At 67.3% G+C, this 12362-nt stretch carries 3 protein-coding genes and 1 pseudogene; all 4 read right to left on the bottom strand.

Translation table 11 applies throughout. The features are described 5' to 3' along the window. Window positions 1-93 precede the first annotated feature (93 nt). Window positions 94-4041 (bottom strand): annotated as a pseudogene (locus ACFCZF_RS40050) (RHS repeat-associated core domain-containing protein); the annotation flags it as partial. 126 nt (window positions 4042-4167) lie between these two features. Continuing rightward, window positions 4168-5433, bottom strand: a complete 1266-nt coding sequence (locus tag ACFCZF_RS40045; protein ID WP_376675855.1) for a LamG domain-containing protein — start codon at window positions 5431-5433, stop codon at window positions 4168-4170. Beyond that, window positions 5414-7828, bottom strand: coding sequence for a hypothetical protein (locus ACFCZF_RS40040; protein WP_376675854.1), 2415 nt, complete (start codon window positions 7826-7828; stop codon window positions 5414-5416). Before ACFCZF_RS40040 ends, ACFCZF_RS40045 begins: the two co-directional genes overlap by 20 nt. A gap of 861 nt (window positions 7829-8689) precedes the next feature. Further along, a complete protein-coding gene (locus ACFCZF_RS40035; RefSeq protein ID WP_376675856.1) occupies window positions 8690-11959 on the bottom strand; it encodes an RHS repeat-associated core domain-containing protein in 3270 nt (1089 codons plus the stop codon). Window positions 11960-12362: the final 403 nt, after the last annotated feature.

Below are 12362 nucleotides of genomic sequence, written 5' to 3'. Positions count from 1 at the left end.
CTCCGGCGGATAGTTCTTCATGACCACGAGATGTCCGTCCTCAGATCCTCAGGATCCAGTGTCTCGTGTGTCCAACATCAGGGGTCAAGGCCCGTTGGCGCCGGGGCCGGTGCCGAAGTCGGCGTCGGCGGGGCTTTCGCCGGCGTAGTTGCGGGTTTCGGTGGTGCGGCCGCGGATGTCGGTGATGGTGCGTTGTGCGGAGCCGCCGTCGAGGGCGGTGGTGGCGGTGGAGTCGCCGGTGTAGCTGGTTGTGGTGGCCCACTTTTTGACGCCGCCGACGTACAGGGTGCTGGTGGTCGGCCGGCCGGCGCCGTCGAAGGCGGTCTCCGTCTGGGTCGGGGCGCGGCCGTACTCTGCGCGGGTGTAGGTGCCGTTGGGGGTGCTGGCGCTGTCGAAGATGTCGGCGAACGTTTCGTAGGCCAGGCCGCGGGTGTTGTAGTGCGTGTCCGTCAGCAGCCGTCCGCCCTGCGGGGTGGGCGACTGGGCCTGAAGGGGGCGCAGCAGGGCGTCGTAGAGGGTGTAGCTGGTGGTGTAGGTGTCCTTGTTGGTCAGGGTGGAGGTGGACACCCAGGACGCTTTGGTGTTGTCGAGGTGGTAGGTGAACTTGATGTTCGGGATTTGGCTGCCGCTGGAGCGGTTTGGCAGCCATACCTCGGTGACCCGGCCGAGCGCGTCGTAGTGCTGTTCGGTCTTCTTGGAGTTGATGTCGTAGCTGCGCAGTGCCAAGCCGCGGCGGGGGTCGAGATAGGTGACCGAGCGGTAGCCCTTGGGGTCGGTGGAGAGCGTTCTGGTGAGGGGGCCGGCGTCGGCGGGGGTGTAGGCGGTGGAGGTGGTGCGTCCTGCGGTGTCGGTGACGGCCAGCGGGCGGCCCAGGGTGTCGTAGGTGGTGGTGGCGGTGGTCTGCCAGCCGGAGGGCAGGCGCTGCCCGTCGCCGCTGGTGGTGGCCGTGTAGCCGGTGGCGCGACCAGCCCAGGTGACGTGTCCCTTGGTGGGCTTCTGGGTGGCCAGCCAGGTCGTGGCGTCGGCCTTGTCGTAGACGGCCGCGGTGTCGGCGAGGACGTCACCGGAGGTGGCACTGGTGGCGGGCAGGTTCAGGCTGGCGTCGGTGACCGAGCACGTCTTGGCGACGGTGCGGGTGCGGGAGACCAGGTTGTTGATGCCGGCGTCGGGGTTGCGGGCGTACCAGGTGCGGGTGCAGGTTTCGTCGCCGCCCAGGCCGGCCTGGCCCCAGTCGTCGGCGGCGTACACCATGCCGAGGTCGTCGTATTTCTGGCCGGTGGTGTGGGTGCGCCAGGTTTTGGAGCCGGTGAGGTAGGTGCTGGTGTAGGTGGAGGAGTTGCGGACCCACAGGGCGGTGTGGTCGGCGGCGTCCGGCACCGTCTGGCTGGCGGTGTTTTTGTACGTGTAGTTCTTGAAGACGCTGCTGATGGGCTGGGTGCCGTTGTAGGTGACCTGCTGGCGCAGGCTTCCCTTGTACCGGTCGCTGTCGTAGGGGGCGGAGAAGTCGACGTCCGTGTCGAGCAAGGGTGGGACGGTGACGGACTTGGTGGTGCCGTCCTTCTTCTTGTCGCCGTGCATGCCCTGCATGTAGAGCGAGACGGTCTTGGAGCGGGTGCCGCCGGCGGCGCCGGTGTAGGCGGTGACCTGGCGGTAGCCGCGCCAGTCCGACCAGGTCCGCTCGTCCTTCGGAGTGAATGGGTCGTCGTTGTGGTGCCAGGCGGCACCGCTGTAGGAGTAGGCGTGCTCCACGGCCGGGTTGCTGGCCGCGGGGTCGTGGACGCCGACGGCGCTGACGCGGTACTTGTGGAACCAGTCGATCGCCGCGTTCTCGGCGCCGTTGATGTGCCAGTACTGGGGGTAGCAGGAGCGGGTGTTGGTGTCCGGCGCCGCGTCCAGGACCTCGCTGCGCTTGCACTCCGGGGACGAGAGGGTGACCTCGGTGATCGCACCTGTTTCGGAGGTGACGGTGGAGATCCGGGGGCGGGTCAAGGGCAGGATGTCGTCGGTGGCGTCGACCCGGTTCGGCCGCATCTGGTAGGTGAACGCGATCGGGTCACCCGTGATGGCCGTGTCGCCGGCCTTCGCGGTGCGCTTGAGCGACTTGAGGGTGAGGACCTGGTCGGAGCTGTCGCCGATGTCACCGCCGTCCAGGTACTCCTCGGTCAGACTCCAGGAGTCCACCGGGTCGTAGGCGGTGCTGGTGGCGTTGTAGGAGAAGGTGTTGATGCCGGTCAGGCGCTTGCGGGTGAAGAAGGAGGTGCCGGCGGCGTTGCATTCGTCGTCGTCCTTGGAGCAGATCGCATCGAACGGTACGTCGGGCCAGTTTTCCGCGGTGTCCTTGGTCAGGCTGTCGCAGTCGGATGCGGTGCAGCGTTCGGCGTAGGTGAAGGTGACCTTGGCGTCGGCCTTGTCGGTGAACAGGGCGTCCTGGCGCAGCCCGTATTCGATGCGGTTGAGGTAGCCGCCGCGGGTGTAGGAGGTGCTGGCCTTGGTGGCCTTGTTCTTCTTGTAGTAGTTCGATTCCTTGGTGTACCAGTACGTGGACGCGTTGCCGCGGGTGTCTTCGACGTAGTCGAGGTTCCAGCGCCAGGCCTGGGTCAGGGCGCGGTCGGCGAAGGCGTCACCGCCGCTGTAGCCGGGTTCACCGGAGTCGTCGCCGAAGACCGGAACGGTCCAGGTCGAGTTGGTGCGCTGGGTGTCGGCGCCGTCGAGCTTGTTCTTGCCGAAGACGTACTTGGTGCCGTCGCCGGTAATGACGGTCCAGTACTCGCCGTTGTCGTCGCCGTTGTCCGCTCCGGTGGAGCGGATCACGGTAGAAGCGTCGTCATTCTCCAAGTGCCACTTGCCGCTGTCGTCGTCCTTGACCAGGCGGGTCGACTTGCCGTTGAGGACCAAGCGCGCGTTGTCGTACTTCCAGCACTGGTCGAAGACGTCGTCGTGTCCGTCGTCGTCGCAGGAGCCGTAAGTGCGGGTGATGTAGGACTCGGTGAGCGCGAAACCCTCACCCACCGTTGTCGTCTGGTTGTTCGTGGTGGCGGTGCGGCCGTCGACGCTGCCCGAGTCGTAGGACAGGGACAGGGGCGGCACTGGGCCTGCCGCGGCGGGCGGCATGGTGAAGTCGTGGGACCAGGTAAAGGAGCCCGAGCTGCCGCCTGCCTGCCAGGACGAGGACTCCGACAGCTTCGTCGCCGAGTAGTCCCCCGCGCCCTTGGGTGACTGGCCCGCACCCGCCGAAGCAGCGGTGACCGCCAGCACTGTCGCACCGGAAGCGGCACTGCCCGACTTGCCGAGCATCTGAGTGGACGCGCCGCTGTTCCCCTGATTCAGGCGGACCTTCGCCGCGACGGTCTGGTCGTTGAGGTCGTTGTCGGATGCCAGCGGAGTCTGCTTGCGGCACTCCGGCTTATCCGGGGTGGTCAGCGCGCACGCCGGCAGTTGCACGAGGCGCAGGCGCTGGGACCAGCCGCCGCCGACCGCGGAGGCGAAGCTGCTGTAGTCGACCTGGACGTCTGCTGCGCCGGGGGTTTCTGCTGCGGCCGTCAGGAGCACGCCCGTGACACCGGCGCGGCGGGCCGTCTTCTGGTCCAGGACCGTGATCTGGGCCTGGCCCGCTGCCGCGGCAGCAGACGATGCGGAGCGTGAAACGGGTGCGGCTGCCGGGCTCAGGGTGACGGGGATTCCGCCCGGCGCGGCCTTGCGTTGTGTACCGGGTTTGAGTGGGAGTGTCGCGGTAGCACGCTTGGGCCAGTCGGCTTTGCGGTCCGTCGTCGCGTGCTTGGCCTGCTCCGCGTTGGTCTTGCGTTCCTTGGCGACCTTCGCGCGTGCCTTCTTCGCCCCAGGGCCGTCGAAGGCTTTGACCTTGGTGACCGGGGTTTTGGGCACATCGGGGCGGCCCAGACCGTCCGGGCCAGCGGCCTGAGCCACCTGTGCCAGGCCGGTGGGCACGATCAGTGCCAGGGCCAGCGCCTGCGCAAGCAATCGGCCCGTTCGGCGCCGGGCCTCCTCACCACGTCGTTTTGAGGTGTCTCTGCCAAATACCATCGTTCTCGCCCCACCCAGTTCCTGATTCAAGAAGTCCCGCACCACGCTCACCGGCCACAGCCGCGGCTGACGTGTCGTCGTCAGGTGAGGGCAGCCAGGCCTGTGGCTGCCCTCACCGGTCACCCGTCAGTCGCTCACGGTCTCGCCGACCTGCTCAGAGGTGGCCATCGCGCCAGCCCACATGCGCACCTCGCGCACACGACCGGGCAGGTAGTGCTGCCACTTACTGGTGGTGAAGCCGGTGCCCACGGCGAAATCGCCCGATCCGATCTTCGCGGTGAAGGCCTGGGCATCCCCGTTGGCGACACTGCCGACGTAGAGGCTGATCGTGCCTTCCCGGGTGTCAAAGACACCGGTCAACCGGACCATGCCGTCCAGAGCAGCACTTTCTTCCGAGGCCACCGCGCTGAATGTGCCGTCGGTGTTGAGCCGGCCGAAGTACCAGTAGCCCTCCGGTACGGTCCTCTCCTCCAACGTCTGTTCGTCGAACTCCGTCGTGCTGCCGGTCCGCCTGTACCAGATGCCCCACGCCGAACCGTCCGCGGTGCGCTGGCCCAGGACCTGCCCCGTGTAGCCGACCGGCTTGGACGCGAGCTTCTCCGAGTCCAGGCCCGCCAGCGTGGTCACGGTGAACGAACCGGTGTCGTCCACCAGCGGCCCCGTGGCCGTGGCGGCGTCGTCCACGCCGTCGAGGACGATCTCCTCGCCGACCAGCGACGCCCCACCGGCCAGCGTTAGCGACCTGCCGTAGCCGGAGTCGGTGTCCTTGATGCTGCTGCCGCTGCCGCGGTCAGCCGACCAGTCCGCGACGAGTTCGACGGCGGCGCGGCTCGGGGAGTTCATCAAACGTGCCTCGTCACTGATCTCCGCCGATGTGAGAGCCCGTTGCCACACCGTGGTCTCATCGATGGAGCCGGCGAAGTAGTCGGTGGGGACATCGGCCCATATGGCCCGGCCGATCTGCAGCGCGCCGGTCGTCTGCCAGGGGGTCCCGGAGCCGGTTGTGGCCTGCAGTTTCCCGTTGACGTAGAGACGAATCTCCTTGTTCGCGGCGTCGTGTACGCCGACGACGTGGGTCCACACTCCGCGTGGCGTGGCCTGCGGGGCGGTGGCCTTGTGGAGGTTTCCGTCGGCGTCCAGTGCGCTCAGGCTCCAGGTGTTGGCTCCGCCGCCGGCGTAGGACAGACCGAACGGGGTGTACTTCTTCGCGAACGGGCTCGGGTTGTCGGGTATCTGGCCGAGCACGGTCATGGTGTGGTTGACGCCGGTATCGACACGGACCCAGGTGGAAAGTGTGTAGGAGGCCCGGGTCTCCACCACCGGTGTGCTGGTGGTCGCGTATCCGGTGCTGCCGTCGAGAGCCATCCCCTTGTCAGTGACCGGCGTCTCCACGGGGGACGTCGTCCGCGGTATGAGTGATGACTCCGCGCCGGCCGCGGCGGTCATCCCGGACCGCGCTCCCGGACAGGGTCGCGTCGTCACGGCCGTCCGTGGTGGCGGAGTCCACCGCAGTTCCGCTCGACTCAGTGAAGTGCCACTTGCCGATGGGCTTGTCACCGGCTGCGACAAGGAAGTCGACCACGGACTGGGAGCCCCAGCCGAGGGTGTCCTTGGCCCGCACATAGACGCGGTGCAGGCCGGCCCGTGCGGGCGTGATCTTCGCCGAGGCAGTTGCGCCCTTCAGCTCGCTGGACCAGGCGGATGCGGAAGACAGCTTGTACTGGTACGCGGTGTTGGTGTCCCCCGAGGCGGGCTTGAAGGTGAACGTGCCGGGCGTTCCCGGTCCGCCTCCGGCCGCGCAGGCGTTGGTCGTGCACTCGCTGTACGGAGCCCCGATGGTGACCTGGGGGGCCTTGGGCTGGGTCGTATCGATCCGGAAGTAGCAGAAACCGTCGGAGGCGGTGCTGCTCAGATGGCTCGAGCCGTAGTACGACCACGTCCACGCGTGGTAGCGGTACAGCTTGCCGTCGGCCAGCTTCGACCACTTCAGGGACAGTGCCCGGTTGTCCGCCACGTAGCCCGTGGAAGGACTGAGGGAACCATTGCCCGGGGCGACGTCCGTCCAGGTCTTGTCGGCGTTCTGCACATCGACGTCGAAGTAGACCCGCAGCTGCGCATCCTCTTCGCCGCCCGACTTGGTCTGTGCGGTGGCCTTCAGCGTCGGCTCCGGGTACGACATGATCGCTGGGTCGGCCGCATTGCGCTCACACACCGGCGTCGTGCTGGATCCTCCGCCCTGCAGGCCGACACCGGTGGGCTTGTCCGGCAGGCCGACGAAGTCCACCGCGAGGACGGCGTCGTTCTTGAACCGCTTCCAGGCGGAGGTGTCCGACTCATCGTGAGCGCGGACTTCGAGGGTCAGCCGGGAGAACTTGCCGGCCGCGAAGTCCCGCACCGTCGGCGTGAGGTTCTCGTTCGACTCTTCCGGATTGTCGTTGAACTCGATCGGCGCGTCCGGCGAATCGGGGTCGCACAGGGAGCCGCGGCCGGCGGACACCCACCGGTCGACCATCCAGTCCAGTTCCTTGGGACGCGAGGACCAGGTGGTGGACGAGGAGATGTTGTTCGTGCGCACGAGGTCCACCCAGCGCGGATCGCACTGGAACGCCCACGGCTCCGTAATCCGGAAGGTGGCGTCCAGGACCTTCTTGCCCTTGAGGCTCGTAGGGGAGAACTCGAAGTACAGCTTCTGTACATAGCCCGGGCCGCAGTAGTAGCCGGACCAGGAACCGCATTTGCCGGCACCCTTGCCGTGGCCGTCGTCGCCGTTGCCCCAGCCGTAGGACTCGTAGCCGTCGCTGCGCAGCAGGGTGCGCTCCGACTCTCCCCACGTCACGGTCGGGTCGATGAACACCGGGAACGCCGACTCGTCGGTGGCAGTCAGCATGTCCGCGTCCGGGATCACCGACAGCTTGCCCTGGCCGACCTCGACGTCCATCCGGGCCACGGTGTCCCCCTGGCCCGGCTCCAGGCCCGACCCGGACGGCGCCGTCTCCGACGGATCCGACGGCTCTACCGTCCGAGCGCCATCATCAGTGCCGGCGGCGTCCCCGGTCAGCAGCTGGGGCTGCGCGCCGCCCGTGGCGTCCTGGCCCGCCGAGTCCCACATCCGCGCCGGTGGCGCCTTGAACACGGTGATTCCGTTGCCGTCGAGAGCAGCCAGGTTGCCGGCCGCACCCTCACGGACCGTGAGGTTACTGGTCTTGAGACCGAAGGTGAGCTTCTCCAGTTCCTCGCTGGCTGCCGCTTCGGGGGTCTTCACCACCAGCACATGCTGGAAGCTCTCCGGGGTCGCGGTCACCTGCAGATCGACACCCGGCAGAACCTCCGGGTACACAGCGCTGGAGCCGTCCAGACGCGGGGCGGGCAGCTTGCCCGGCCAGCCCAGGGCCAGGGACCGGCCCTCGTCCTCGATCCGCGCCAGCGGGGCAGCGTCACCACCGCCGGAGAACACCATCTGCACGGCAGCACCCTTCGGGCCCACCGTGCCATCCGACCGCTTCTCCAGCGTCGCGTCCGGCGCCTTCCAGCCGCCATCCGACGCCGGTACACGCACCGGGACGACCGATTCTTCCAGCGTGAACGTGTAGCCGTCGGGGTTGGCGAACACCGTGGTCCGCTCTGTACGCTCCCCTGTCACCTCCACCCGCTGGCCGGTCTCCTGCGCCTGCTCGAGAGCCTTCTGTCCGTCCGACAACGGCGAGGCGGACGGCTCGTCACCTGCCGCATAGGCCATCGAACCAGGCACGAGCGCCGCGAGCACCGCCGCACACACCACCGCAGTCATGCCCGCGTTGGCACTGCGACCACGTCCACGTCTTCCGCCAGGTTCCCCTGCACGGCCCTTTGGCCCGGGCTCTACTCCCCGCCCGTCCCGCAACCGGGTCCACATCCCCGCCACACCCCACCCACAAGATTTACAAAGTAGCCAGGGGTAACTAACGCCTCAACAGAACGCCAGGTCAACGGGCAGGAAACGGACAACAACACGTCAAGTTCCGGAAGGGCACGTGAGGAACCCGACGTTTAGCCAGGGTTGTACGCCACAAGATCACATTCCCGCATCCTTACCGGCACGCCAAGATCAACAACGGCAACTGCCGAGACAGGCTGGCACCGCCGGCCCCAGCCCTGCCTCCCCTCGATCGCGATGAGCAGGAACAGCGCAAACCCGGCGGCCGCGAAGACATCCCGCGCGCCGCGCTGGACGCCATGCCCGCGGCGCTGAGCGTGCGGACGGTAGCAATGCGCACAGTTGAACAGGTGCGCTTGGCGCTCGCGGTTGGGGCAGTGTTGCCGACGGCAGTTTCGTTGCCGAGTCCTGTGGTAGGAACGGACCGCGGTCGAGCTGTTCTTGCCAGTCAGCTTGCCTGCGCTTGCCGTCACGCCGGTGGGTTCCCGCCCGTCTATCGCCCACTATTGAAACGTGAGACGAGCAGGCCGCATGTACTGAGACAGGCGAGTCCAAGTGCGCTCCACCACACGGGCATAATGTCAAGAGCGTTGGGTGAGAAGGCAATTAGAGACAGCACCGCAACGATCAGACACGTGAGGAAGACGCCTTGTAGTTGTTTCAGCATGTTGCGTCCCCTTTCTCCGAGAGTGCCCTGGCCTCCGTTTCGGAGACCAGGGCAGCTGTTATCGACGGTTAGCAAGCGTTCTCGTCCGACACGCCACACGCGATGGCGCCAACGAAGGCAGCCTGCGACACAGCCAGACCAATACCGCCAGCCACTGTCAGCGAAGCACCGCCGGTCGGGATCGCCGTGATCAGGGCGACCGCCGCAAAAGCGGTAGCGACCGTGTCCCATCCCGTCCACAGCCCGGTCGGGTCACTGTGGTTGATGGGGTCGCCGGCGGCGTAGAGGTAGGGGTTGTTTTCCTGGCCGGAGGGGTCAGGCTGGGTGAAACGCCCGAGGGTGGGGTCGTAGTAGCGGTGGCCCATCTTGTACAGGCCGGTCGGGTCGGCGTACGCGCCCGCGTAGCGGTAGGGCTGGGGGACGGCTTCGGTCGGCGTCGTGCGCGGGAGACCGGTGGGGCCGTAGGCGTAGGTGTGGGTGCGCTTGCCTGCGTCGTCGGCGAGGCCGAGGACGTTGCCGGTGGCGTCGGTGAGGTAGTAGTAGGACTTCCCCCCAGTCGTCATGGAGTTCAGCGTGCCCGAAGGCTCGCGGATGAACCCGGTGTCGACGCCGTTCGTGGTCGTGGACGCCAGGCCGAGCGCGGTGTGGTGGAACCAGGTCGCGCCGAGTTTGGTGCGTTCGGCGTTGGTGGTGCCGGCGTGGACCAGGTCGTAGGTCTTGCCGCCGGCGGTGATGCCGGCCAGCTGGCTGTAGTCGGTCCAGGTCTCACCGGTGCGCGGGGTGTTGCCGGCGGCTGCGGTCTCGTTGCCGAGCTTGTCGTGGGACCAGCCCGCGGTGGAGCCGTTCTTCCCGGTCAGCTCGCTGGCGTCGTTGTAGGTGTAGGTCGTGCCACCGGGGCAGGTGCTCTTACTGCCGTCTCGGCTGGTGAGGTTGCCGGCTTTGTCCCAGCAGTACAGCCACGACGCCTTCCGCGCGCCGGCGGAGTCGGCTTCCAGGGCGTAGGTGAGGCGGTCCTGGGAGTCGTAGGTGTAGGTGGTCTTGTAGTTGGTGAGGTTGTCGGTGCGTGCGCGGATCTTGGTGGTGTCCTTGCCCGCGGTGTTCTTGTAGCTGTAGGCGAGGTCGACGAAGGTCTGGGTGCCCGAGGTGGTCTTGATCCGCTGAGGGCGGCCGTTGTCGTCGATGGTGACGGCCTGGGTGGTGCCGCCGGGGTAGACGGTCTTGGTGCGCTTGTCGTTGTTGTTGTAGTCGAAGTCGGTCTTCTTGCCGTCCGGCGCGGTCAGGTGGTCGAGGCGGCCGGCCTCGTCCCAGGTGTAGTCCGTCTTTCCGGTCGGGTCGGTGTAGGAGTCGACGTCACCGCCGGGGGTGTAGGCGAGTGCGGTCTGGGCGCCGTTCTGCAGGGTGCGCACGCTCTCGCGGTTGAGCTCGTCGTACTCCCACTTGGTGGTGCCCGACGCGTCGGTGCGGGACTTCACGTTGCCGTCACCGTCGTAGGCGTAGGTGACCGTGGAATTCGTCGAGGAAACCTCACGGACACGGTCGCGGGAGTCGTAGCCGTAGACGGTGGTGATGCCGCGGCCGTCCTTGACGGTCTCCACCCGGCCCAGCGCGTCGTAGGTGTAGGTCGTCTCGCCCAGCGGCGCCGGCGGCTTCACCTTGATCAGGTTGCCCTGGTCGTCGTAGGTGAACGAGGTGACCTTGCCGTTGCCGTCCTCCGCAGTACAACGCTGGCCCTCGAACCCGCCACACTTCGGATCGGCCTCGTTGTAGGTGAACTCGCGCGTCGCACCCGCCGTACCCGACGTGGTCACCGACATCGTGTTGCCATTGGCGTCGTACTTGAAGCTGTCCTTGCGGCCATCGGCGGTGGTGAAGTCGTTGGGCAGGTCGGTGCCGGCGATCGTCTGGTACTGGGTCACCGACGCCGTCGCGCCCATCGGCAGCTTCTGGGAGACGGCGTTGTTGCGGCCGTCCCAGCCGTACGTCGTCGTGTTGCCGCCGGTGCCGTCGGCGCCGGTGCCCATCGCGTCGGTCGCGGTCTGGGCGAGGTGGTTCTTGTACGTCGCGTGGCGGGAGTGCCCGAGGGGGTCGGTGACCTTGGTGACCTCACCGTCGGCGTTGTGGACGTACTTGGTGGCGTCGCCGTCGGGGTCGGTGACCGTCGTCGTGCCCGCGTCCGCCGGGGTGGCTGCGCTGTAGTCGTAGCGCCAGGTCGGGCCGGTGTGACCGCCGCCCGATGTGCCGGTGGCGCGTTGCATGGAGGTGACGCGGTTGTGGGCGTCGTAGGTGAACAGGGTGACGGTGCCCTCGGGGGTGGTCACCTTCGTCACCCGGCGCGAGCCGTCGTACTCGTAGAGCGTGGCCTTGCCGGCGGTGTCCGTCACCTTGGTCAGGTTGCCGGCCTCGTCGAGGTCGAGGACGGCGGTGCGGCCGGTGTGGTCCTTGGCCTGCCACTGGCTGGCGTCCGTCTTGACCAGGTCGATCCAGCGGCCCGAGCGGGTCTCGGTGAGCTTGAAGCCCTTGTGCTCGCTGCCTTCGTCGTGCTGGTCGACGGTGATCGTGCCGTTGTTCTTGTCCGTCACCTTGGTGAGGGTGCCGTGCTCGTTGTAGGTGTCCTTGGTGCCGGACTTGCGGTCGGTGAGGGTGTAGGTGCCGTCCGCGTTCTTCTTCAGGTCCTTCGAGTAGCCGACCGGGGTGGTGTACGTGCCGTCGGCTTTGGCGGTGAAGCGCAGCAGGTTGCCGGTGGCGTCGAAGACGTCCACCTCACCGTCGCCCACCTGGAGGTAGCGTTCGTATCCCTGCCACCAGCGCTGCGACACCTTCCCCCACGGAGCTTCGAGGGAGTTGTAGGTACGGGTGAGCTGGAGCTTCTGCCCGACACCGGCGATGTCGAAGTCGGTCGCGGCGAGCATCAGGTTGCCGTTGGAGACATTCACCCGTGCCACCAGGGCGTCGTTCAGGCGGGTGTCGAGGATCTGGTGCCAGGGCACCTCGCCCTGCCCCTCGGGCAGGTAGTCGGCCGCCGCGGCGTCCGCGGCAGCCGCCGAGCGGGATGGGGAGCTCTTGGCAGGCTCCTCGCCCGTGGCGCGGGCCTTCTGCGCCGCCCGCCAGGCCGCGATCTCGGCCGACGGTCTGGCCTCCGCCTCCGACTCCGGCGCTTTGATCGAGCCGGCCGGCGTCGCGGGAGCCTCGACCTTCGTCGGTTTCGTCCAGGGGCTCTCCGGCTCCGGGAGCGCGGGCTTCGGGCCGGCCGCCAGGCCAGGGGCGGCGGCGATCACCACGGCGGCTGTGGTGATCGCCGAGACGAGAGCGGTTCTGTGTGTTCTCCGGGCACGCCACATGGGCGTGCGCGCAGCACGCGAGTGCATCAGCTTCCCCCCACAGGAAGTCAGACCCGGCAACCCCAGCGGTCACCAGTGGCACACAAGCTGTCACAAGAAGCACACAAACCGGCGAGGCGTCCCCCTGAACGGCATATCCATGCGAGTCGGAATCAGCCCCACCACTTCTAGCGAACAAATGGGGCTATTACTAAGTGAGTTGCCCCTCATATGGGGCTGCATTGATGCTTCTGTTGTCGATTCCGAGGGTCACGTTGACCGGAACCCTCCGACCTGGCTCATTTCGCGGACGTCCGCGGTCAGTGGCAGTTCCATACCTTTCTTCGTGGGTTGATCGCGGTCATTCGTAAGATCGGGACACCCAGGGATGCCGGGTGTGGCTGTCATGGCGTTGCCGCATTCG

The sequence above is a fragment of the Streptomyces sp. NPDC056296 genome, from assembly GCF_042268605.1.
GTDB lineage: Bacteria > Actinomycetota > Actinomycetes > Streptomycetales > Streptomycetaceae > Streptomyces.
This window is presented reverse-complemented; position numbering and strand designations above follow the sequence as displayed.

Bases quoted from the DNA above. Each gene is read 5' to 3' on its own strand.
- ACFCZF_RS40040 (WP_376675854.1), bottom strand. From the start codon at position 7,828: ATGACTGCGGTGGTGTGTGCGGCGGTGCTCGCGGCGCTCGTGCCTGGT.
- ACFCZF_RS40035 (WP_376675856.1), bottom strand. From the start codon at position 11,959: ATGTGGCGTGCCCGGAGAACACACAGAACCGCTCTCGTCTCGGCGATC.